Annotated in this window: 22 protein-coding genes, 1 tRNA gene and 1 pseudogene; 9 read left to right on the top strand and 15 right to left on the bottom strand. The window is 48.9% G+C overall.

Translation table 11 applies throughout. The annotated features are described in order from the left end of the window. Positions 1-15: 15 nt before the first annotated feature. The 6 genes from ACQG1Y_RS01970 to ACQG1Y_RS01995 form a co-directional block, all read right to left on the bottom strand. The gene (locus ACQG1Y_RS01970) at positions 16-402 is read right to left on the bottom strand and encodes a hypothetical protein (RefSeq protein ID WP_223349776.1); all 387 of its coding nucleotides are present in this window, start codon (positions 400-402) and stop codon (positions 16-18) included. A gap of 74 nt (positions 403-476) precedes the next feature. Continuing rightward, the gene (locus ACQG1Y_RS01975) at positions 477-716 is read right to left on the bottom strand and encodes a DeoR family transcriptional regulator (protein WP_000113424.1); all 240 of its coding nucleotides are present in this window, start codon (positions 714-716) and stop codon (positions 477-479) included. After that, complete coding sequence (locus ACQG1Y_RS01980) at positions 695-1159, bottom strand: lecithin retinol acyltransferase family protein (protein ID WP_000286078.1); 465 nt, start codon at positions 1157-1159, stop codon at positions 695-697. The genes ACQG1Y_RS01975 and ACQG1Y_RS01980 overlap by 22 nt, the downstream gene beginning before the upstream one ends. 57 nt (positions 1160-1216) lie before the next feature. After that, positions 1217-1645 carry a DUF2787 family protein gene (locus ACQG1Y_RS01985; RefSeq protein ID WP_414234801.1) on the bottom strand — a complete coding sequence of 143 codons (429 nt, stop codon included), beginning with the start codon at positions 1643-1645 and terminating at the stop codon, positions 1217-1219. A gap of 47 nt (positions 1646-1692) precedes the next feature. Further along, positions 1693-2124: a hypothetical protein gene (locus tag ACQG1Y_RS01990; RefSeq protein WP_414234800.1), complete on the bottom strand. Its 432-nt coding sequence runs from the start codon at positions 2122-2124 to the stop codon at positions 1693-1695. Then, positions 2117-2470, bottom strand: coding sequence for a hypothetical protein (locus ACQG1Y_RS01995; RefSeq protein WP_414234799.1), 354 nt, complete (start codon positions 2468-2470; stop codon positions 2117-2119). The genes ACQG1Y_RS01990 and ACQG1Y_RS01995 overlap by 8 nt, the downstream gene beginning before the upstream one ends. 519 nt (positions 2471-2989) lie before the next feature. Here ACQG1Y_RS01995 and ACQG1Y_RS02000 point away from each other — a divergent pair. The 3 genes from ACQG1Y_RS02000 (at position 2990) to ACQG1Y_RS02010 (ending at position 6717) form a co-directional block, all read left to right on the top strand. Continuing rightward, positions 2990-4312, top strand: coding sequence for a tyrosine-type recombinase/integrase (locus ACQG1Y_RS02000; RefSeq protein WP_414234798.1), 1323 nt, complete (start codon positions 2990-2992; stop codon positions 4310-4312). An 85-nt stretch (positions 4313-4397) separates the two neighbouring features. Further along, positions 4398-6311 carry a DUF927 domain-containing protein gene (locus ACQG1Y_RS02005; RefSeq protein ID WP_426736616.1) on the top strand — a complete coding sequence of 638 codons (1914 nt, stop codon included), beginning with the start codon at positions 4398-4400 and terminating at the stop codon, positions 6309-6311. 49 nt (positions 6312-6360) lie between these two features. Further along, on the top strand, positions 6361-6717 hold the full coding sequence (locus ACQG1Y_RS02010) for an Arm DNA-binding domain-containing protein (RefSeq protein ID WP_017382945.1): 357 nt from the start codon (positions 6361-6363) through the stop codon (positions 6715-6717). A 54-nt stretch (positions 6718-6771) separates the two neighbouring features. On the opposite strand, the gene ACQG1Y_RS02015 is transcribed toward ACQG1Y_RS02010, so the two are convergent. Continuing rightward, on the bottom strand, positions 6772-7956 hold the full coding sequence (locus ACQG1Y_RS02015; protein WP_017382944.1) for a tyrosine-type recombinase/integrase: 1185 nt from the start codon (positions 7954-7956) through the stop codon (positions 6772-6774). 540 nt (positions 7957-8496) lie between these two features. Between ACQG1Y_RS02015 and ACQG1Y_RS02020 the strand changes: the two genes are divergently transcribed. Further along, positions 8497-9915, top strand: a complete 1419-nt coding sequence (locus ACQG1Y_RS02020) for a hypothetical protein (RefSeq protein WP_039260992.1) — start codon at positions 8497-8499, stop codon at positions 9913-9915. 837 nt (positions 9916-10752) lie between these two features. Here ACQG1Y_RS02020 and ACQG1Y_RS02025 read toward each other — a convergent pair. Continuing rightward, a protein-coding gene (locus tag ACQG1Y_RS02025) for an IS1-like element IS1A family transposase (protein ID WP_103215986.1) occupies positions 10753-11450 on the bottom strand; the annotation gives its coding sequence in 2 pieces (ribosomal slippage) (positions 10753-11201 and positions 11201-11450; 699 coding nt in all). A 192-nt stretch (positions 11451-11642) separates the two neighbouring features. Between ACQG1Y_RS02025 and ACQG1Y_RS02030 the strand changes: the two genes are divergently transcribed. The 3 genes from ACQG1Y_RS02030 to ACQG1Y_RS02040 are packed head-to-tail and all read left to right on the top strand — an operon-like array spanning position 11643 to position 14297. Continuing rightward, positions 11643-11966: a GtrA family protein gene (locus ACQG1Y_RS02030; protein WP_230852482.1), complete on the top strand. Its 324-nt coding sequence runs from the start codon at positions 11643-11645 to the stop codon at positions 11964-11966. Next, entirely contained in the window at positions 11966-12913 is a 948-nt protein-coding gene (locus ACQG1Y_RS02035) for a glycosyltransferase family 2 protein (RefSeq protein WP_032626190.1), read from the top strand. Before ACQG1Y_RS02030 ends, ACQG1Y_RS02035 begins: the two co-directional genes overlap by 1 nt. Before the next feature lie 10 nt (positions 12914-12923). Next, positions 12924-14297: an ArnT family glycosyltransferase gene (locus tag ACQG1Y_RS02040; RefSeq protein ID WP_071993644.1), complete on the top strand. Its 1374-nt coding sequence runs from the start codon at positions 12924-12926 to the stop codon at positions 14295-14297. 305 nt (positions 14298-14602) lie between these two features. Here the strand turns inward: ACQG1Y_RS02040 and ACQG1Y_RS02045 are convergent. Together ACQG1Y_RS02045 and ACQG1Y_RS02050 are read right to left on the bottom strand one after the other, a co-directional pair. Further along, positions 14603-15583 (bottom strand): annotated as a pseudogene (locus ACQG1Y_RS02045) (IS5-like element IS5 family transposase). A gap of 657 nt (positions 15584-16240) precedes the next feature. Next, a tRNA-Phe gene (locus ACQG1Y_RS02050) sits at positions 16241-16316 on the bottom strand. Between the two features lie 169 nt (positions 16317-16485). On the opposite strand from ACQG1Y_RS02050, the gene ACQG1Y_RS02055 reads away from it, so the two are divergent. Beyond that, the gene (locus ACQG1Y_RS02055; RefSeq protein ID WP_368740776.1) at positions 16486-17331 is read left to right on the top strand and encodes an AraC family transcriptional regulator; all 846 of its coding nucleotides are present in this window, start codon (positions 16486-16488) and stop codon (positions 17329-17331) included. Between the two features lie 37 nt (positions 17332-17368). Then, on the top strand, positions 17369-17959 hold the full coding sequence (locus ACQG1Y_RS02060) for a LysE family translocator (protein ID WP_048220423.1): 591 nt from the start codon (positions 17369-17371) through the stop codon (positions 17957-17959). Here the strand turns inward: ACQG1Y_RS02060 and ACQG1Y_RS02065 are convergent. From ACQG1Y_RS02065 to aspA, 5 genes are all read right to left on the bottom strand, one after another. Continuing rightward, positions 17956-18531, bottom strand: a complete 576-nt coding sequence (locus ACQG1Y_RS02065; RefSeq protein WP_017383972.1) for a transcriptional regulator — start codon at positions 18529-18531, stop codon at positions 17956-17958. The genes ACQG1Y_RS02060 and ACQG1Y_RS02065 overlap by 4 nt on opposite strands. A 49-nt stretch (positions 18532-18580) precedes the next feature. Then, positions 18581-20284, bottom strand: coding sequence for a protein-disulfide reductase DsbD (locus tag ACQG1Y_RS02070; RefSeq protein ID WP_426736621.1), 1704 nt, complete (start codon positions 20282-20284; stop codon positions 18581-18583). Next, positions 20260-20583 carry a divalent cation tolerance protein CutA gene (gene cutA, locus ACQG1Y_RS02075; RefSeq protein ID WP_003855908.1) on the bottom strand — a complete coding sequence of 108 codons (324 nt, stop codon included), beginning with the start codon at positions 20581-20583 and terminating at the stop codon, positions 20260-20262. Before cutA ends, ACQG1Y_RS02070 begins: the two co-directional genes overlap by 25 nt. Before the next feature lie 113 nt (positions 20584-20696). Further along, positions 20697-21998, bottom strand: coding sequence for an anaerobic C4-dicarboxylate transporter (locus tag ACQG1Y_RS02080; RefSeq protein WP_003855921.1), 1302 nt, complete (start codon positions 21996-21998; stop codon positions 20697-20699). A gap of 116 nt (positions 21999-22114) precedes the next feature. After that, positions 22115-23551: an aspartate ammonia-lyase gene (gene aspA / locus ACQG1Y_RS02085; protein ID WP_003855923.1), complete on the bottom strand. Its 1437-nt coding sequence runs from the start codon at positions 23549-23551 to the stop codon at positions 22115-22117. Between the last annotated feature and the right edge of the window lie 129 nt (positions 23552-23680).

Genomic DNA, 23680 nt, shown 5'->3' on the forward strand with positions numbered 1-23680 from the left:
TATAACGCGTCGGGATTACTTTCCGCGCCATTCCTTTTCCACTTTATCCGCAAAGGCATCGCACTGCCGGGCATATTCCGGGTTATAGAGCAGCTCCGACTGCGAAAGCTGCATGGCGGTCATGCTGCCGTTACGGGCATTTGATTCGAGCCAGGTTCTGCCATAGGTTTTGTTCATCACCTGAAGTACCCGGTTGAATACCGGTCCGTTGAAGCGGGCATTGAGATTAACGCCTTTTACCTGAAGGCCGCTGTCACTGGTCTGGGTCAGGCGGGTGGAGTACATCGCGCAGAAGGTCGAGTTGGTTATCATCTGAGCGTCAGCCTGCTCGTCGGCGAACGCGCTGTGGCTGAAGGCGGAAAGCAGAATTGTGGCGGTTAACAGTTTTAAAATTTTCATCATGTTCCCTTATGGATTGAAAAGCGGAGACAGCCTGCCATACGGGGTGGTCAGGAGATGTCCGGCAGAGAAAAAAGTCAGGGTTTCAGCGAGGGAGCCAGTCGCCAGCGGTGAGGGCCAGCGGATTCGAGCACAAAGGCCAGTTGAGCGAGGTCCCGTCTTGCGGTCCGGGGAGATACGTCAAACTGCCGGATGATGTAGCGAACAGATATTGTCTGACCGTAAAACAGCACCATGGTCAGCCGGATGAGCCGTTCTCCCTGTCCGGTAGCGTGTTGCCTGCGACGATTAACGTTCATCGTTGCCATACGCGCCATCGGTCCCCTTTCTGAAAAGAATCGAGGTGTCTGGCAAGCCAGATATCAGGGCATGAATTGCCGGTAACGCAGCGGGCAGTAAACCGGTGGCAGTTAAAGTCGAGCAGGCTGTAGGGATAGCGCTGACCCACTGCCGCCTTTGCCCGTTCAGCGGCCCGCGCACAACCCTGAGGCGTCAAATCCATACAGTCTGTATACACCGAGATAGCGGAGTTCCAGCCATCGAGCCGGTCAAGAAACCCTTTAGCCTTACTTTTGATAACGGTTCCATCGCCATCAAGATGAACAATATCGCCGTTACCTACATAGATACCGCTGTGTGCGGCAAGGCCAAAAAGCAGTTCGCACTGCACGATACCACCGTAAGCCGGTTCATCGACGCAGGAGAGAATGCAGTTATCGATAAATGAATCCACGAAGTTCAGCAGCAGAAGCCGGTACATAACATTCAGTTCCTTACTACGGGGGAGAGGGGGATGCGTGGGAAACGTAGTGAACACTCAGCTTTCCCACAACGTACGGACCGTGAAAACCCCCATATCGTGGTAAGCCATAAAGTTACTTTCCCACAGCGACCAGAACTCACGGGCGTCGGCATGAGAGATATCGCCACATCGGGAGAGCCACGTGTACCGATGCGTCCAGCTCACATCGACATCTTTTTCAAGCTCAGGCCACGGATGTCCTGCATAGTGAAAATCGGTGACGTAATCGAGCTGCCAGTCTTCTCCGGCAGGGATGAGGCGTATTTCTACCGGATGCCAGCCCCCCGTTTCCGGCGAGTATTCAGGGTCACGGAAGTTAATGGTTAATCCGGTGATGGGGTGACGATGAGGCGGTTTTTGCGCAACGATATCCAGAAGCAGTCGGGTGAACGACCGGGAGAGCGGCAGCACATAGCCGCCCTGCAATATAGCGGGTGATGACATAGTGAATTTCCTTTTTAAGGGGTATGGAACACAGAAAAAGCGGGGGGTTAGTCCTGACTGAGCGCGGTAAGCTGCGTCATACGATGCAGCCAGTCGGCGTAGCAGCGGTGCATAAAGAGTCTGCTGCTGTCCGCTTCGATAAGACAGATATCAGGGCTTCTGAGTACAGCGGCAAGAAACCCGGCGTTGTTGGTGCTGCCCTGACCAAACAACGGGCGGAACACGCGGGACGGAAAGCTGTCCTGCTGCTGTTCAAGAATGGCGTGAATCGCATCAAGCCTTATCCACTCGCGGGAGAACAGGCCCCCTTCACCATTGGCGGTCAGGCGCAGGGCAAGGCTTCCGGTTTCATCCTCCTGACCCAGCTCATACGTCAGCAGCCCCTTACTGTGGGGACTGATTTTCTCTGCTTCCCCGCTGTAGAACACGGTATAGCTTTCGGTGACAGCGGCTTCGGTAGCGATTTTTTTCTTACTCATGGTTCAGCGCCCCAATCAGGTTCTGTAGCTCAGTGATAATGGTCGTGCCCGGGAACACCAGATAGATACCCTGACCGTTATCGCAGACGATACCGAGCAGGAGATACCAGCCATCATCAAGTGCGGTGACGTATTCCGGGTTAGCCAGAGCGACTGCCAGCAGCGGGTCTTCGGGGAGCGTGTCATCGTGGTTGAGATGCCAGAGCAGGGTTCCCGTTTCGTTCCAGAAGGCGGTAAACAGGTCGATATCCTCGACAGGTCCAAGGATTTCATTGCTAAGGGCTTCGAGCGCGGAGGCGGGCAGGTTGAGAAGGGGAAGACTGGTGGGGGTAGTGAGTTTAAACATGATTATCTCCATAAATTATTGATTCATATTGATAATATGTTTTTAAATGGTCTTTAGTTACATTCTGTTTACGTCGTTTGCTTTCTCTGGATTATGTCCTTAAATTTAGTGGGTGGCTGGCATTAAATCCCGTTTTTTTTTAGATTTTAAGAGTTTTGTAAAGGAGTTGGCATGTGCTGTTTTAACTGAACATGAGAGAAGGCTTGTGCACAATTGCTATTGATTTTCTTACTTATTTTCTCAATCATAAAACGCCTTAAATAGTTTAAAAAATAATCAACACCCCATAATCGATATTATTTATGGGGAGAAACGACGTTTAAGCCTGAAAGTGGGGGAGTGGCACTTTCAGGAGATTAAGGGGGCAAACAGGCCTCTTTAACGCGTGTTTTTCTCACGAAAATGTCAGAGCCGGTGATTTGCACTTCAGTATTTCTGCCAATATTATTCGCTTCATGTGCTGGCCAGCATCTAACTCAATACTGTTAATCTGTATTCATTGAGCGAGATGTATGCATTATGAAACCCGATAGTTCTTTAAACCAAATAACGCTGACAATGAAACAGAATGAGTTTGATTCTGTGGATGGTCGCTTTTCTAAGTCAGCGCAAAACATCAAAACCAGCGTTGACGTTGACGTTGACGTTGATGATTGCTGTGTTGAATCGATGGCCCGATATCGCAGCCCAAAGAATCAAAGAGAGGCATTCACTAAAGCTTATTTTGATGAGTGTAAAGCTCGTGCAGTACAAACTGGCCGGACTATCGAAGCCAGCGATACAAAATGTACCGGGCTTAAGGCTATATTCCACTCATCCGGACGTATTAAGTTTATTGTCCGCAAAAGTATTCGCGGAAAGAATGTTTACGTTGCCGTAGGAAGTTACCCTGCATTTTCCATTAATAACGCGAGGGAGCATGCCTTTAAAATAATTCAGGAGCTTAAGGCTTCCGTTGAGACTTATGGTGAGCGTTTTCTTACTCAAAGTAAAATGACGTTTAATGAGCTTGTGGATGAGTATGAGAAAAGCGTACTCAGCACGGGCGTTAAGCGTTCAGCTAACACCGATCTTTCTAAGATCCGGAAATACCTGCGCCCTCTTCTCGGTGACAAAAAGCTGGCAGGTATGACGGAGGCAGATATTCTGAGCTATCTGCATAATCTCGATCTCAAGTCTGCCACCCGCAACCGCCATCTAGCGCTCATTAAAGCGGTATTTACCTGGGCTATACGCATGGGATACACCAGCCGCTCTCCGGCGCTTTATATCAAAGCGCTGCCTGAAGTGACGTCAGATCGCCGCGCCATGGATGACTCCCAGCTTCAGCGCTGGATGGAAGTCTGTGAGCGCTGGCGTAATGGTAAACCCGATCATGAAGCCCTTGCTCTGCTCATGTTCCTTGCCCTGACGGGACTGCGTCTGGGGGAAACCCGTCATCTTCGCCTTGAGGATGTGGACTGGAGCCGGAAGGTTATCACCCTGCGGCATACCAAAAATGGCAAGCTCCGTCGTGTACCGGTATGTGATAAGGCTTTCGTTCTTCTGACAGAACAGCGTCAGCATCTGGGTGATGAAGGCTGGGTATTTCCGGGCAAGGGGACCGACAATCCGGTTTCTGAGCCGCGTCGCCTGCAAAAACGGCTTTGTGAGGCTGCGGGTATTCCTCCGTTCACCATCCATGAGATGCGTCACACCTTTGCGACAAAGCTCATTGAGAGCGGGGCCGACATTCATACCGTTAAAGACTTACTGGGTCACAGCACTATCAAAGTAACGGAACTTTACCTGCACGCCTCACCTGCACGCTATCACGCAGTTGTTAACCGGGCGATGGGGTAACAACCTGCATTCAACGACATGACTTTTAACCAGAGTTCAGATGCCACCCGTTTTCTGACGGTGGCGTAATTTGATGGTAATACACATGAATAAAAAAGCGACAACTAATGTTCCTAAGGTTTCCGGGATTAAGCGTATTCGCGTTTTTGCTGACCGCGATAAAAATTTCACCAAAATGTCGGAGGCAATTATCAGGCGTGCTGAAAACACTGAAGTCGGTGAAGATGATATCGCTTCACTCGGTGTTGGTGATGGGCTGCCACGGCATTATGTGAATACAGCTGATGGCCTTTTCTACATCGGTGGACAGAAACCTGTGCAGGTTTGCACCACGCCAGTTGTGCCTGTCGCCCTGTTTTGTGGGAAAGATAAGGAGTCCGGTCTTGGGATCAGCCTGATGACCGGTAACGGGCTGGGTAAGTATGTGAAGGCCCAGGTGAGCTTCGAGGATATTGTTCAGAGTGGTGCTCAGGTTATGGGCAGACTGGCAGGTCGTGGATTTTGTGTTGGCCCCTCTCCACAGCAGCTTGCTCTTTTTGACCGTTTTATTCAGTGCTGCCGGAGTTTACCGCTGCCTGTCTATCTGATGGCAGATGCAATGGGATTCGTTTCGGAGGATATGGCCTTTTTACATGGTCATGAGCCTGTTGTGACCTCTCTCACCGGGTTTGATTATCTGCTGCCGGGATTCCGCGTGCGTCCCGGACTGCACAAAGGCGGGGCTCTGGAGGAGTGGATTAACCTCATTCGAGAAAATGTCCATGGCTGGGCGCAGACCTTTGCGCTGAGTGCGTCCTTTGCTTCGATGCTTCTGGTTCCTGCCGGTATGGATGTGGGGATGTTTCATTTTCACGGCGTATCCACGACGGGTAAAACGCTTCTTCTGATGCTGGGCGCATCGATCCATGGAGATGGCAGCGAGCCGGGCAGTGGGGGACATGTGAATATTATTCGCTGGAATACCACGCCGAACGCGATGGAGCGCCTTCTCGCTGACTATTCCGGTCTGGTCGCCTGCGTCGATGAACTGGGCGCGAGTAATCATAAGCAACTTTCCTCACTGCTTTACAACATTACGTCAGGTACGGCAAAAGAGCGCCTGAACCGTGGCCTGACGGCAGATGAGCCGTTTAAATGGCGCATGTTTATTCTCTCCACCGGGGAGATGTCAATCTCCGAAAAGCTGGCTGAACAGAAAGCCATGTTACAGGGAGGGCAGGAGCACAGGGCCATCAGTATGGAACTGCTGCCTGAAGATGCTCAAAAACCGGATGAACCGGTATCAGAAACACGTGCCCGTGCAGATGCACTGAAGACGGGGCTGGCAGAGGCTTATGGTCATGCCGGGCCTGCATTTATCGGCAAACTGTTATCTGAAAAAAATGCGGCTGGCGGTCTTCGCACCTACGCAGAGTTTTCATCCTGGCTCCAGGAACAGACAGATGCCTGCTGTAACGCACTGGAAGAGGCCCTGAGGGATGAAGGGCGTGATATTACCCGCGTTCAGCGGCGCGGACTGAAAAGATTTGCGCTGGTATGGCTGGCAGGAGAGAAGGCGCTGAAATACGGCCTTTTACCTTTCGAAAGCGATGCGGTGGCTGAATCCGTTATGTCCGCTGCACGACGCTGGCTGGATAATAACCAGAATCAGTATAACCCGGTACGTAACATGCTGGAGGAGCTTCAGCTGACGCTGGTGACAAAAAGCAGCAGGCACTTTATCACCCTGCGTGAGGACCATGCCCGATGCCCGGGGGATATGTGGGGATTCGTTCACCATAAAACCGGCGACTTCCTGATTTATGAATCGGTGTTTGAAAAGCTCTGCTCTGAAAAGGGGCTTAAGACCGTTGATGTGGCCAGACCGTTAGAGCGTACCGGTTATCTGTCTGGCGAAAGTGCGGGACACTATAAAAAAAGAGCGCTGAAGACGATGGCGCAGTCTTACTACCAGGTCAAAAAAGCGTTTCTGAAATGCAATGTGATGACCGAATTTTAACCCTGAATATAACCATTTTGACTGAACCACAACGAATAAAAGGTGATGTATGATTCCTGAATCAGACGAGTACTATGAGGGCTTTCCTCACGCTATCAGCAGCGAAAATGAAGAAAACACGTCATTCAATGATTACGCTCTGGTTAACACACTGGCGGAGTGCCTGTATCACCGCATCTCTCGTGAAATCTTCGATGGCAGCGAGCCTGCGCTCCGGGCCGTCATTGCCAACGGTGAGATTAAATTCCTGGCTCGTTATACGCTTGAAGGGGCCTGCTATTATGAACCCCTCGGCACATTTCCACGTATGCCCGTTAACGTCGCGCGTAAACGAGCACGTGAACTCTATAACAGATTTGATGATAACCGGGGGCCGGATGAAGATTATGAGCATATCCCGTTCTGACTGATAGCTTAACAGTAAAAAAAAGCAGGGGCACTTGCCTCTGCTTTTCTGTTATCACAAGGACGGTAGCTGAGCCGTTATCCTTTCCGCCAGTAACTGACTGGTGTTCTGTAAGCGCTGAGGATGAAGATGCGCATACCGTTGTGAAGACTGACTGCTGCGGTGCCCCAGTTGAGCCTGAACGTCATACAGTGTTCCGCCGTAGGACACGATGAGGGCGGCAACCGAATGGCGGCAGGTATGAATACACACTTCCTTGTCGAAAATTCCCGCCCGACGCACGATACGCTGAAAGGCTTTAACCGGGTTACTCAGCGGCATGCCCTGTTTTTTACCAATAAACAACCACGGATTTCCCCGCTGCGTTGGCAGCGTTCTGATTACGTCCATCGCCAGTGAGTTAAGGTGAACAATCCGTCCATAGCCATTCTTGGTTTCAGGGAGCCACAGGGTGCGTTTAACCGGGTCAACATGCTCCCACTTAGCCAGACGCAGCTCATCACGACGAAGGCCGGTCAGTAACAGCAGTTTGACATAGCGGGCAGCTACAGGGCTGGTATCGTTATCGGCGGAGAGAAAAATACGACGAATTTCGTCCTCGGTAAAATAACGCTGTCGGGCGTTGTTCTCCCTGAGTAGCTGTACCACCCTTGCCGGATGAACAGAGGTCATGCTTTGCCTTCCGGCCCATGTAAAGACGGCTTTAATGAGTACGATGACACGGTTACAGGTAGCCGCTGACAGGGAAGTACTTAACGTCTGCTGAAGGCGCAGAATGCTCGCTGGTGTGATATCGCTCAGCAGCCTCTGACCAATGGCGGGACGGATATGATCGCGGTAGCGCTGAACATCCTTTCCCCAACTGCGTTTAGCGGATTTTGCCCATGGCAGATAATGCTGATTAAAGAGTTCATCGAACGTCAGCTCCATTCTCTTGTTTTCACGCTCCTGCTTAGGGTCAGTGCCGGTGGCAAGGGAACGTTTGTGTTCTATGGCAATCTGACGAGCAAGATTGACGTCCACTTCAGGCCAGTGACCAATGGCGATGGCGCGTTTTCGTCCATGATAAAGGTAGCGTAGCAAAAACTTTTTACGACCTTCTCTTCTGCTGACCAGACACTTGAGGCCGGAAATCTCGGTGTCGCTGTATTCGGCATCGGTACTGCGTGCATCGGATGTGTTAGGGGGCAGGGATTTAATGAGCTGATTAGTAAAACGGAAGCGTTTGGGGGTGGACATATAACCTCCTGTGACTGGTGTAAAGAACGTCAGGGTTGACCCATCCCCGGCACGGCGTTGTAAATGGCTAAGTTGATTTTCTGGCGTGGCGAAGGGGATGCTGGTGTTACTTGAGATGATTGAAGGCGAGAAATGCCGCAAAAATAGGTGTTACGGTCTGTTTCTGGTCTTAATGGAAAAAATACCGGTGGGGGATGTATTCAAAAAAATAATATGTGCTTTGGTTGATTTTAATTACATATATGGGCGACATTATCCAGAAATACCTTATTGGAGAGTATGTGCTTATTTTGAGAGCATGCTTCTGCATTAATGATTAATCATTAATTTAGTAGGTGTTGTTTTTTATAGGGCTACATTTTTTAATTTTGGTGTTGTAGGTTTATTTCATGATCATGTGGAATACATCGTCTTTGTTCTGACCCCCCTATCTCAGTTGATATAGTTGTTTTTTTTGGGGAAGGGAGGGCTTGTGGGTTGATTTTAAATTTAATTTTCATTATCTTCTTAAGGTAACCTCATATCAAAAGGACAATGTCAATGAAGTTTTTCTCCACTGGTTTCTATGTTTCGAATGATGTTTTATTTGACGATGTATTCAATGAGTGCTTTTCTTGGATTCATGAATCACCACACACAAACTTTATACCTGCACAATTGGCGTGTGACTATCTTAGTGAAGATTTTTATGTAGAGTCAAGTAATGAAAGGATTGATGTAATTACTCATGGCAACCAAGATGTTCAGTTAGGTTGCTTCAGATATTCTAAAATTTCCGAACCACACAAATGGGTAACTGATATATCTATAAATAAGAACTTAATAAATAATACGGTATGGATCCAAGTTGAATCAAGTGTGGTTAGTCAGGAGGCTGCGTATTTAGCACCTCAACCTAAAAAACCTTTGATAGTAATTAGGTTGATAGATAAATTTTCTGGTGGTTTGGATGATGCCTTCAAAACATCAATAGAACCTGATTACCTTTCGAATTCTGAAGAGCATTTAAAGTTGGCGGCAAAAGTTATCAATGGAGAAACTGAAAACAGGCTGCCAATAATCTATGTCAGTTCGAAATATTTTTACAATGAACATCCTCATAACATTATTCCTGAGCGATTAGCAAGAAAGGTGTGTGGCATAGCTCATGTTCTAATTGAACCTCGTGAGAAAATGTTTTCAATAAAACTAAAAAATGAGACAAATTCTAAAAATGCTTACGCAGGTGCAGTCGGAATTTACTGGCCGCGAGGACAAAATATCTCCTTTTACCGTCGGGGTGAGAAAACAGCGAAGGAGTTTGAAGATGAATTATTTGATGATGTCGTAAAAGCCACATCTACAATGGCTCCCGTCTCTGAGGGGGGATGGAGTGAAATACAAAAAAGAAGAACTAAGGATTCTATTAATACACTTAAGATTAGAGGTGAATACACAAGTGAATTGATGGGTTTGTATGAGGCCGATAATGTTGCAAAAGATGAAACAATAGAAGAACTCAAAAGTAATATATTATCTTTAGAATATCGTGTTCGAATGCTTCAATCACAAGCTTCAGCTCAAGGAAGTATAGTAATGAATGCAGGGGAAGAAACTGACTTTTTCAATGGTGAGATCAAAGATGTAATAATAGAAGCACTGAAGGTTGCTATTGTGAATACGAAAGAGGGTAGTCGAAGTAATCATATATTATCTTCTTTAATTTCCAATAACCCTCAAACTATGGAAGCAAATTCGCGTCAAACTCATTTGAAAAGAGCACTTAATGGCTACAGGAGTATGGATAAGGCAACGTCAAGGCAGCTTAAGGAACTTGGGTTTGAGTTGTCTGAGGAAGGTAAGCATTGGAAGTTAGTATATAATGGTGATTCCAGATACTCTTACATTCTTCCTAAAACAGGGAGCGACTATAGAGGATCTTTGAATGCTATTTCTGATATAAGTAATATTATTTTCTAACAAAATCTAGCCCCTTATAAAGGGGCTGGGTTATGGCTATTTTAAATCGGTAATACACATTGTTTAATGTAAGTATTACAGTTCAAAGTTTATGTTCAGGTAAGGAATTCCGATGGGGCTGAGTCATTTTTTAATGACGTGGAAAGCGGGGGATTTTGCTGATGCGAAGAATCATAAGGTGAAAAACAGGAATATTACAGGTGGAGTAGATGGTGGAAACACCCGACTGACAAGGGGAGTTGATAACGCTGAGTTCTTCCCCCTTGCCTGAAGAGGAGTCTCCCCGGTCTTCCCCCGGGGGTAATGGAAGGTAATTTGTTGTTAAATAAAGTAAATTATGAAATCCCCCATTTCCCCCGTATTCTCTGCTTCATTATGAATAATCTTAGAGAAAGGAACCGTAGAGGACCGTAGAAAGACCGTAGCAGTGGGGTAAGGAAGAGACACATCAGAGGGTGTTGAGGTGTGTAAAAGTAACGAACATCTGCGAAAATGGCGAGAAATCCAGCAAACAAATAACGTGTTGCAACGACCAGAAATCTACCGTAGCTAAGAAAGGAAAAAGCCCCGCTTTGCAGCGAGGCCTTATGAATAGTGGTGCCCGGACTCGGAATCGAACCAAGGACACGGGGATTTTCAATCCCTTTGAAACTGCTTATGAACTGCTTTTTTCAACTTTTGAGAAAGGGCTTTTTGGCTGGATTGCCTTGCAAAAGACACACATTCTCACCAATGTATTATGATTAAATCGTTTATAAAGAAATCAATCTAACCCTGCCAGAATCCTACCATGTGATATCTATCATAGATCACCCTACTTTGGGTAATGACTCCAACTTATTGATAGTGTTTTATGTTCAGATAATGCCCGATGACTTTGTCATGCAGCTCCACCGATTTTGAGAACGACAGCGACTTCCGTCCCAGCCGTGCCAGGTGCTGCCTCAGATTCAGGTTATGCCGCTCAATTCGCTGCGTATATCGCTTGCTGATTACGTGCAGCTTTCCCTTCAGGCGGGATTCATACAGCGGCCAGCCATCCGTCATCCATATCACCACGTCAAAAGGTGACAGCAGGCTCATAAGACGCCCCAGCGTCGCCATAGTGCGTTCACCGAATACGTGCGCAACAACCGTCTTCCGGAGCCTGTCATACGCGTAAAACAGCCAGCGCTGACGCGATTTAGCCCCGACATAGCCCCACTGTTCGTCCATTTCCGCGCAGACGATGACGTCACTGCCCGGCTGTATGCGCGAGGTTACCGACTGCGGCCTGAGTTTTTTAAGTGACGTAAAATCGTGTTGAGGCCAACGCCCATAATGCGGGCGGTTGCCCGGCATCCAACGCCATTCATGGCCATATCAATGATTTTCTGGTGCGTACCGGGTTGAGAAGCGGTGTAAGTGAACTGCAGTTGCCATGTTTTACGGCAGTGAGAGCAGAGATAGCGCTGATGTCCGGCAGTGCTTTTGCCGTTACGCACCACCCCGTCAGTAGCTGAACAGGAGGGACAGCTGATAGAAACAGAAGCCACTGGAGCACCTCAAAAACACCATCATACACTAAATCAGTAAGTTGGTAGTATCACCAAGCCCTCATAAGGTGCTAAACTCCCGCAATTTAAGATTGCTCTTATCACCATGAAGTTTAAGCGATGTATCAGATGGATATGAACTTATCAACTATTTACAAGAACCAAGCATTACGGTACTGCATGGTAGGCGGCATGAATACCCTCGTTACAGCCTTCGTGATTATTACTCTCACGGCGCTTGGTTGCGGCCTATACCTTTCTAATTTGTTTGGATATGTTGTGGGTATCTTAGTTAGTTACGCCCTCAATACATATTTCACCTTTTCCTCACGACCTACGCTGCGAAGATTAACAAAGTTCATATTTTGCTGCGCATACTGTTATCTTATTAACATAATAGCCATGAGGCTTGCCATAGGAATAGGTATGGAAAACAAATATATCATCCAGTTGATAGGGATGTTTTTTTACACCGCATCAGGTTTTTTTATAAATAAACTTTGGGTAATGAAATAATGAATGCGCCAGTTCTTTCAATAGTCGTGCCTTGCTATAACGAGCAGGAGGTTTTTAATCTTTGCCTATCTGAGTTATCTTCGCGCTTAGAAGAAATGATAGAAAATAATAAAATTGCAAGAACAAGTGATATTGTTTTCGTTGATGACGGAAGCAAAGATGACACTTGGGCTTTAATTGAAAAAGCATCTATTTCTAGCCATCATGTCAAGGGCGTTAAGCTATCTAGAAATAAAGGCCATCAGACAGCATTAATGGCAGGCCTTTCCTCATGCACTAAATCTGATATCACAGTAAGTATCGACGCAGATCTTCAAGATGATACATCTGTAATTGAGAAAATGGTTGATACCTATCATTCTGGCAGTGACATTGTATATGGCGTTAGGAATGACAGAACTTCAGACAGTTTATTTAAGAAAATCACCGCTGAGACTTTCTATAAAGTGATGACAAAACTTGGTGTAAATCAGGTAGAAAATCATGCTGACTTCAGATTGCTAAGCCGTAGAGCACTTGATTCACTTTTGCAGTACAAAGAGCAGAATCTATATATTCGAGGCCTTATACCTCTTATTGGATATCCTAGTGACAAAGTTTACTACTCACGACACGAACGAGTTGCTGGTGAGTCAAAATATCCCCTAAGAAAGATGCTTGCCTTAGCTCTTGAGGGGATAACATCTTTTTCCGTGACCCCACTAAGAATTGTCACTGCACTCGGTTTTATAATATCAATATTTTCTACAGTCGGCGTTTTCTATACATTAATGCAGTATTTCTTGGGGCATACAGTAAGTGGCTGGGCGTCGATGATCTTGGCAATTCTTTTTATTGGTGGGGTTCAGATGCTTTGCCTTGGCATTATTGGTGAGTACGTAGGCAAGATTTATATGGAAAGCAAGAAAAGACCTAAGTTTTTCATCGAAAAATCAACACATCAGTAAGGTTAAAAAAATGACATCTAAATTCAGACCTTTCCCTTTTTTCTTTGCTGTGCTTGGCATGGTTCTTTTATCATTATTAACATATAATATTAACAACTCTAGATTTACTGATTGGGATGAAAGTAGACACATAGTTAGCGCCTTGCAAATGTTACAAAGCGGTAATTATATAGTTAACAAGTGGGGTGCTGCAGTAGATATGTGGAATCTCAAGCCTCCTGTCAGTTTTTGGTCTCTAGTAATTACGTCAAAAATTTTTGGCATTTCACTTATTACAATGAGAATTCCATCTATTTTATCAGGAATGTTATTGTTTGCCATTTGCGCATATTCTTTAAATAAAAGATATAATTTTATAGCATCCTTGTGTTTCATGCTGTTGTTTATATCTTGCTCTAAGCTAATAACATTCCACTCATTTCGCTCTGCTGATCCTGATGCGATTTATTTGCTATTCATTGTATTATCAGTAGTTATTTTATCTTTTAATTGCAAAACTAGAAATATAGCATTTGCCGCATTTTTAGTATCTTTAGCATTTTTAACTAAAAGCTGGCATGCTTTGTCAATTGGTTTTGCTTTTATTACAGCATACTTTTATCAGGTTAAAGATAGAAATCTGAACTTTAAATCTTTTATCTTTCCAATCATTTGTGTGTCAATTCCAGTTATTCTTTGGCTTATTGCAAGATATCAATATGATAAGTTCGATTTTATCATAAAGATGATTGATTATGATTTACTTCATCGTTCTTCTGTTCAAATAGAAGGTCACATAACCTCCAAATGGTATTATCTTGATATCCTTTATGAAAATCACTTTTTATTGCTGATCGCATTTGTATCATCACTTGCAATTTCAATTTTATCTAATGGAGTAAAAAGCACATTCAGTTATGATGTAAATATTATTCTTATTTCGATCTTAACCTTATTTGCATTCTTCACTCTGGCACAAACGAGGCTTCCATGGTATGGCTATCCACATACTTTGTTAATGTGTTATGCAACAGCTATACTTATCGGAAAATCCAAACATTCATGGGTTCTTGTGGTGCTTGTCATTCTTCCAGGTTCAATCATCCAATTAAACTCTATATATAGAGAAATATCTACTTACCGTCTACCTGATATGTATTATCAACTATCTATGATTAATAAAGATGGAAAAGGGGCGATTTACACCCCCCAAAATATATCACAATCTGAAAGAGCTGCATTAATGGTTTATGGTGGATTTAGCCAAGAACAGATAAAAATATCAGGGCATGATAGTGGTTATTATTTACTCAAGCGAAGCAATGATACTTTTGACGGCCCCAAAGATAAATGCATGTTAATTTCGCGTGGGAATGAATTTAATATTCATACTTGCAAAGATTAATCATAATATTCCGCTCCATGTTAACATGTGAGCGGAATATCAACCAAATAACATCGAAAATCACACAGTAATAAATATATAATTTATTATAAATTAAACACTCCATTCCATTTAGATAAAAAATAAGAAACCGATGTTGCGTTTTTAACATTGAGTTAAGGAAGGTGCGAATAAGCGGGGAAATTCTTCTCGGCTGACTCAGTCATTTCATTTCTTCATGTTTGAGCCGATTTTTTCTCCCGTAAATGCCTTGAATCAGCCTATTTAGACCGTTTCTTCGCCATTTAAGGCGTTATCCCCAGTTTTTAGTGAGATCTCTCCCACTGACGTATCATTTGGTCCGCCCGAAACAGGTTGGCCAGCGTGAATAACATCGCCAGTTGGTTATCGTTTTTCAGCAACCCCTTGTATCTGGCTTTCACGAAGCCGAACTGTCGCTTGATGATGCGAAATGGGTGCTCCACCTTGGCCCGGATGCTGGCTTTCATGTATTCGATGTTGATGGCCGTTTTGTTCTTGCGTGGATGCTGTTTCAAGGTTCTTACCTTGCCGGGGCGCTCGGCGATCAGCCAGTCCACATCCACCTCGGCCAGCTCCTCGCGCTGTGGCGCCCCTTAGTAGCCGGCATCGGCTGAGACAAATTGCTCCTCTCCATGCAGCAGATTACCCAGCTGATTGAGGTCATGCTCGTTGGCCGCGGTGGTGACTAGGCTGTGGGTCAGGCCACTCTTGGCATCGACACCAATGTGGGCCTTCATGCCAAAGTGCCACTGATTGCCTTTCTTGGTCTGATGCATCTCCGGATCGCGTTGCTGCTCTTTGTTCTTGGTCGAGCTGGGTGCCTCAATGATGGTGGCATCGACCAAGGTGCCTTGAGTCATCATGACGCCTGCTTCGGCCAGCCAGCGATTGATGGTCTTGAACAATTGGCGGGCCAGTTGATGCTGCTCCAGCAGGTGGCGGAAATTCATGATGGTGGTGCGGTCCGGCAAGGCGCTATCCAGGGATAACCGGGCAAACAGACGCATGGAGGCGATTTCGTACAGGGCATCTTCCATGGCACCGTCGCTCAGGTTGTACCAATGCTGCATGCAGTGAATACGCAGCATGGTCTCCAGCGGATAGGGCCGTCGGCCATTGCCCGCCTTGGGATAAAACGGCTTGATGACAGCGGTCATATTCTGCCATGGCAGAATCTGCTCCATGCGGGAGAGGAAAATCTCTTTTCGGGTCTGACGGCGCTTAGTGCTGAATTCACTATCGGCGAAGGTGAGTTGATGACTCATGATGTCCCTCTGGGATGCGCTCCGGATGAATATGATGATCTCATATCAGGAACTTGTTCGCACCTTCCCTAATAGTTAGAGGTTTTGACCTGCCCTCCGTTGATTAAGGGCAGCGTTGAATTTGCTTGTTGAACTCACAGTTCAGGTCCGACACTTAGGTTTAGTAGTCCAATATGTTTAATTACTACGGATAAACCATTTTATGATGGCGTGGAGGACGGGGGATTCTAGTAACGGTAAGAAGTGAAAGGGCAAGAAGAGCTTGTTCCAGGTGGACGGACTGGTGAAGATCCCCATGTGGAGAGGGTTGCCGCCAGGTATCCCCGCTTGCTATTGGGGATTTTCCCATCTTATTCCCCGCGACAAAATCACGTTAAGACCAGCGGATTAAGGCGAAATGATAATTCCCCCGTTTCCCCCGTGTTTTCTACTTCACTATGAATGATTTGAGAGAAAGGAACCGTAGAGGACCGTAGAAAGACCGTAGCTGTGTGGTTAGAAAAAGGTATATCAGAGGATGTTGAGGTGTCTAAATGTAACGAACATCTGCAAAAATGGTGAAAAATCCAGCAAGAAAATAACGTGTTGCAACGACCAGAAATCTACCGTAGCTAAGAAAGGAAAAAGCCCCGCTTTTCAGCGAGGCCTTATGAATATTGGTGCCCGGACTCGGAATCGAACCAAGGACACGGGGATTTTCAATCCCCTGCTCTACCGACTGAGCTATCCGGGCAACGGAGCGCATTAAACCGCAATCGCGCGCGATCGTCAACATTATTTCGGGAAAAGCTGTTCAACTGCTTAAGTTTGCGGCAATCTGTCCGTTTGTGCCCTGGAATTGCACAAATCTTCCAGACAGTTCAGGCAAGATGTGACAATGCTGACGGTAAGAGGAGGGCAGTATGGCAAACGACTGGCTTGAGCTGCGTCAGCATGCAGAAACAGGTATTGAGACAATTAAGGCGCATTTCGAAGGACATGCCTTTGATCCCCACTGGCATGATAGCTATCTGGTCGGAATAACCCTTTCCGGCACGCAGCAGTTCCACTGTCGCCGTGAACGCCACCGTAGCCAGCCGGGCGATGCTTTTTTACTTGAGCCCGGGGAGATCCATGACGGTGATGCGCCGATAGAGGGGGGCTTTACTTATCTGACCTTTTATCTGGATGAACACTGGCTCACCCGTACGCTTCAAGGGCTGTACGACTCTACTCCCGGGAGCTACACCCTCCACTTTGCCCAAACGCTGACGCGAGAGCCTCAGTTGGTGCGCGCTATCGGTGATACATTTGTCTCGTTGCATAACGATGAAATGAAGATCGTCCAACAGAGCACAATGGATAACCTGCTCTCTCAGATCACTGCCCACTGCCACTGGCGTAAGAAACTCCCGTTGCAGTTACAAAGCTCCGCCGTGGCGCATCGTGCCCGCGACTATCTCTATGCGCATATCGGCGAGAACGTGGGGCTGTCAGACCTTGCCCGTGAGACGGGTACGGATCGCTTTACGCTCACCCGCTGTTTTAAGCGCGAATTTCACCTGGCACCGCACGCCTGGCTTATCCAGCTGCGCCTGGCAAAGGCCCGACAGATGCTGGCGTGTGGGGAACTGCCTGTTGATGTTGCGACGGCAGTGGGTTTTGCCGATCAAAGCCATCTTGGTCGCTGGTTCCAGCGGGCATACCGTATTTCTCCGGCACACTACCGTCGGTTGTGCACAAACCTTCCAGACGTTTCCAGAAAATAACGGCACATTCGTGGCTCTAATAAAAAAGGAGTCACCTGTGAATTTATTACCCTTCCTGCTGTTTGCATTTGTCGCCTCGATTACACCGGGGCCAACCAATATTCTGGTACTGGCTAACAGTCAGCACTTTGGCGTAAAAAATACGTTTCCTGCGATCCTGGGCGGGTGTATTGCCGCCAGCGCTATTGTTCTGGTTTCAGGCGCAGGGGCAGGAGAAGTGTTACGCCAGTATCCGCTGATACGTCAGGTAATGAGCTGGGCGGGCGTGCTGTGGCTTTCCTGGATGAGCTGGCAGCTGTTTAGCGCCCCGGCCGCGAATCTCTCCTCCAGACGCCATGTCCGGTTTACCGCGCGGGCGGCGGCGTTATTACAGGTTGTAAACCCAAAAACGTGGATGATGGCGCTGGCAGTTGTCAGCCTGTTTGCTCCGGCAAGCGACCATGCATTTCGGGATGTTGCGCTGATGGCGCTAGGGTTTCTGGCGATCTCCGTGGCTTGTTTGTTGTGCTGGGCGTGGCTGGGGAAGGCGGTGAACCGGATTTTCCGCACCACCGTGGCGATGGTGCGATTTCAGCGCGCGATGGCGCTGTGCTTGTTTATTTCCGCCTGGACGGGAATGCTGGCTTAGGTCAGAGCACCACCCATACGACACTGCGCGAACCGCAAAATATCTTCCGCCAGACGGTGCGCCGTATCCACATCCGCCTGGCTACGGTTCACCAGCATGCGGCTCAGGCAACCTTCCAGCACCAGCTCCATCTGCTTCGCGACCATTGCCGGATCATCCACTTCAAGCGTGGTCAGCAGCTCGTGTGTGAACTCGTGCGCGGCACGTTTTTGCTGATCTGCCAGTTGATGGATGGGGTGTCCGGGATCCGGATAGTAGGTGCAGGCGGCGATAAACAGACAGCCTGGGTAACGGTTGTTGGTTACACACTCCGTCAGTGCGGTATAGCGCGCCAGCAGCTTTTGCTCGGTGGTCAGCTCTTCATTCAGCATCAGCTGCCTGCGCCAGATATCCACCTGCTGGCTGAGATAGCGCAGGGCATCATACAGCAGCGCCTCTTTATCCGGCCAGAAGCGCTTAAGTTCATCCAGAGGGTAATCAATACGGTCGGCGACCATCTCAAGCGTGGTGCTGGCGATCCCTTGAATCTCAAGCAATTGCAGGGCTTGTCCCAGTACGTCTTCGCGTTGCACGGTTATCTCCTCCGCTATTCCCAACGGTTTGTCCCGTCTAAAGTGTTGTTTACGGTTGGCGATTGCGCAAATGCGCGTTGAATGTCGTCGCGTCCATAAACCCGGTTACACGCTGCGTCGGCTGTTCTTCCCCCTGTTCATTGAAGAACAGGATGGTAGGCAGCCCGAGCACATTAAGTTGCTTCAGTAGAGCCTTATCCTGCGCGCTGTTGGCGGTAACGTTCGCCTGGAGCAGAACGGTATCGCTCAGCGCATGTTGTACCTGCGGATCGCTGAAGGTGTATTTTTCAAACTCTTTGCAGGCCACGCACCAGTCGGCGTAGAGATCGAGCATGACCGGTTTGCCTTTCGCCTGCGCCAGGGCGCGGTTAAGGTCATCCACGTTCTTAATCTGTATAAAATTCAGATGAGCCTGCGTTTGACCTGCCGGGGTGCCAAACGCCCAGTCCTGTAGTGGACGGACGCTCACCAGTGCGGCCGCCAGCAGAAGGATCTGTAGCAGGCGCATCCACGGTTTCTTCGCCCCCAGACTCACGATAAACGCCCAACTGAAGAAGGCCACGCCGAGCATCGCCCACAGACGTGTACCCCACACATCACCAGTGATGCGCTCAAGCAGGAATATCGGTAGCGCCAGAATGACAAAACCAAACGCGGTTTTCACCGTCTCCATCCACGGTCCGCTCTTCGGCAGCAGACGATTGCCAAACACCGTCACCAGGATCAGCGGCAGGCCCATGCCGAGCGCGTAGAGGTACAGCGTGCCGCCGCCGAGCCACAGGTTGCCGCTCTGAGCAATGTATAACAGGATGGCGCTCAACGGCGCAGTGGTGCAGGGGGAGCAAATCAGCCCGGCGATGGCACCCATGGCGAACACGCCGCCCGCAGAGCCACCCTGCTGACGGTTGCTCATTAGCGTCAGACGCGTTTGCAGGGAAGAAGGCAGTTGCAGGGTGAACAGGCCAAACATCGACAGCGCCAGCAGAATAAACACCGCTGACAGACCGATAAGCACATAAGGGTGCTGAAGGGCGGCCTGGAACTGCAACCCGGCAGCGGCGACCACGAGGCCGAGCGCCGTATAGGTTAACGCCATGCCCTGCACATAGATAAAGGCCAGCAACAGCGCGCGGGCAGTGGAAAGGCGTTGTTTACCGCCCAGCACGATGCCAGAGATAAGCGGGTACATGGGCAGTACGCAGGGCGTAAAGGCGATGCCGATACCAATCAATAACGCCCAAAACGCTGAGAACGGAAGGTCTGAAGCGGTTTCGCCTTCACCCCTCACCCTGGCCCTCTCCCCTGAGGGGAGAGGGGAGGCCGCCGCTTTCACTTCGCTAAGCGGAACGACCTTTGTTTCAGGTGGGTAACAGAATCCCGCATCGGCGCAGCCCTGATACGTCACCGTCAGGGTAGCGCCTTTATCCGCCTGATTCACCGTGACGGGCACGCTTAAGCGCTGACGATAAATTTCACTCTTACCGTAGAACTCGTCCTCGTGCCACTCGCCAGCGGGCATCTGCAATGCGCCGACGTTCGCCTTTGCCGGCGTGATGCTGACCTGCTTGCGATAGAGGTAGTAACCCTCTTTCACCTGCCAGGTGAGACTGAGATCGTGCTGGTTTTGCTGAAAGTCGAAAACGAACGCCTGGTCGGCAGGAATAAAGTTCGAACGGCCGGGTGCGTCAAACAATCCGGCAAAAGCTGACGTGTTGCACAGCAGCAGGATCAGCGTAATGAAGCGTTGAGCCATGAGAGATAATCGTTATCGCCGTGGACCACTGGCAGAACCAGCAGCTCCGGGGTTTGGTATGGATGATGAGACTTGAGGCAGTCGAGGAGCGCCTGCTGGTTTGTCAGGTTGGTTTTGAGCAACATCTGGACTTCGTACTCTTGCTCCAGCTTACCTTCCCAGTAATAAAGGGAGGTGGCACCGGGAAGAAGTGTGACACAGGCAGCCAGTTTTTCGGCCAGCACTTTGGCGGCCAGATCCTGGGCAGAAGCTTCATCAGGGGCGGTGCACAGTACAACAACAGCATCAGGCGTGTTCACAAGTCGACCTCCTCATCACGAAAGTCTTCACTATATCACGCAAGGCGGTTGGTCATTAATGAAACGGGCCGCAGAGCGGCCCGTTTTTAACTATTTTTACAACGGCTAATCGTTTACAGCACAATGCCGCCGATGATAAAGCCGAGGATCACGCAGAGCGTAATCGCCACCACGCCCGGGATGAGGAACGCGTGGTTAAACACGTATTTACCAATACGGGTTGAGCCGGTGTCATCCATCTCAACCGCGGCCAGCAGGGTTGGGTAGGTGGGCAGAACGAACAGGGCGGAAACTGCTGCAAAAGAGGCAATCGCCGTCAGCGGCGTTACGCCCAGCATCAGTGCCGCAGGCATCAGCGCTTTGGTAGTCGCAGCCTGGGAGTACAGCAGCGTCGCGGCAAAGAACAGCACTACCGCCAGCAGCCACGGATAGTTGTGCAGCAGGTCGCCTGCAACGGTCTGGATATCGCTAATGTGCGCTTTCACAAAGGTATCACCGAGCCACGCCACGCCCAGCACGCACACGCAGGCGCTCATGCCGGATTTGAAGGTGCTGGCGTTCAGCACTTCGCTGGTGTCGATTTTACAGGTGATGCTGATCAGCGTCGCGATGGTCAGCATAAATACCACAATGGCTTCGTTACGCGGCAGAACCGGGTTCTGGATCAGACCTACCGTATCGCTGATGGCGGTCGCGTAGAACATCACGGCGACGATACCAATCAGGAACAGCAGCACGGAGCGTTTTGCATGCGGCTTCAGCTCGAAGACCTGACTACCGCGCAGGCTCACTTCACCTTTTGCCAGACGCTCCTGGTAAACCGGATCGTCTTTCAGCTCGGCGCCAAGGAAGTTACACAGTACGGCAGTGATCATTACCGCAATCAGCGTGACCGGAATACAGATTGCCAGCAGCGTCAGGTAGCTTACGCCCATCGGCTCAAGGATACCCGCGAAGAAGACTACCGCCGCGGAAATAGGCGAGGCGGTAATCGCAATCTGGGAGGCGACCACGGCAATAGAAAGAGGGCGAGACGGGCGAATACCCTGCTCTTTCGCCACTTCGGTGATTACCGGCAGCGTGGAGAAAGCGGTGTGGCCGGTACCGGCGAGAATGGTCATAAACCAGGTCACCAGTGGGGCAAGGAAGGTGATGTATTTCGGATGGCGACGCAGCATTCGCTCCGCCAGGCTCACCAGGTAGTCCATACCGCCTGCGACCTGCATAGCCGCGATAGCAGCAATAACCGCCATGATGATTTCGATAACGTCAAAAGGGATTGCGCCGGGTTTAATCTGAAAGATCAGGGTAAGTACAAGCACCCCGAGACCGCCGGCAAAACCGATGCCGATACCCCCGAGTCGTGCGCCCAAATAAATCGCCAACAGGACGATGACGAGTTCTGCTCCAAACATAAAGACCTGCCTTGCTCATTAACAAGTTGATATTGAATTGTTGTGTTTTGGTAACGCCCATAAAGAAAAAAGGCACGTCACAAGTGACGTGCCTTTCGGAAGCTTAGCCTGAACGGTTACTGTTCGCTTTCATCGGTATATCGTTTCGCTTTATATGCCGGGTGCATCAGGTTCTGGGCGGAGAAGATATCGTCCAGTTCGGCTTCGGTCAACAATCCTCGCTCGAGAACCACCTCACGCACGCTCTTACCGGTTTCGGCACAAATCTTCCCGACGATATCGCCGTTGTGGTGGCCGATGAACGGGTTGAGGTAGGTGACGATGCCGATGGAGTTATAGACGTAGCCCTCACACACTTCTTTATTCGCGGTGATGCCGTTGATGCATTTTTCCAGCAGGTTGTAGCAGGCGTTGGTCAGAATATGGATAGATTCAAACATTGCCTGGCCAATCACCGGCTCCATCACGTTCAGCTGGAGCTGACCGGCTTCGGAGGCCATGGTGACGGTCGTATCGTTACCAATAACCTTGAAGCAAACCTGGTTCACCACTTCTGGCACCACCGGGTTCACTTTAGCTGGCATGATGGATGAACCCGCCTGCAACTCTGGCAGGTTGATTTCATTCAGGCCAGCGCGCGGACCGGAGGAGAGCAGGCGCAGGTCGTTACAGATTTTGGACAGTTTCACCGCCAGACGTTTCAGGGCGCTGTGCACCATCACGTAGGCGCCGCAGTCTGAGGTAGCTTCAATCAGGTCTTCCGCAGGCACAACCGGCAGGTTGGACACTTCAGCCAGCTTCTGTACCGCCAGCTGCTGATAGCCATCTGGCGTGTTCAGGCGTGTACCGATGGCGGTTGCGCCCAGGTTCACTTCCAGCAGCAGTTCGGACGTGCGCAGCAGGTTTTTCGTCTCTTCGTTCAGCAGCACGTTAAACGCGTGGAATTCCTGTCCGAGGGTCATTGGCACCGCGTCCTGCAACTGGGTACGGCCCATTTTCAGGATGTCCTGGAACTCTACGGCTTTACGCTGGAAGCCATCGCCCAGCTGATTAATCGCGTCGACCAGTTTAACGACAGAGGCATACACCGCGATGCGGAAGCCGGTTGGGTAGGCGTCGTTGGTGGACTGACATTTGTTAACGTGATCGTTCGGGTTCAGGTACTGGTATTCACCTTTCTGATGACCCATCAGCTCCAGGCCGATGTTTGCCAGCACTTCGTTGGTGTTCATGTTGACGGAGGTGCCCGCGCCGCCCTGATAGACGTCAACCGGGAACTGATCCATGCATTTACCGTTGTTCAGCACCTCATCGCACGCGGCGATAATCGCATTTGCAGCGCTTTTAGGAATGGTTTGCAGCTCTTTGTTCGCCAGAGCCGCGGCTTTTTTTACCATCACCATGCCACGCACAAATTCAGGGATGTCGCTGATTTTGCTGTTGCTGATGTAGAAGTTTTCAATCGCTCTCAGAGTGTGAACACCATAGTAGGCATCCGCTGGAACTTCCCTGGTACCCAACAAATCTTCTTCGATACGAATGTTGTTTAACATGTGAACCTTCTTTTCAAGCTGCCGATGGATTGTACTAAACACACAGTATATATGTGGTTTTGAATATTTTATGACCGACGATTATTCCCTCAATCGGCCAGATGTTCGAGATCATATGCTGATGATAGC

Source organism: Enterobacter cloacae complex sp. 397G4, assembly GCF_050031515.1.
Lineage (GTDB): Bacteria > Pseudomonadota > Gammaproteobacteria > Enterobacterales > Enterobacteriaceae > Enterobacter > Enterobacter hormaechei_C.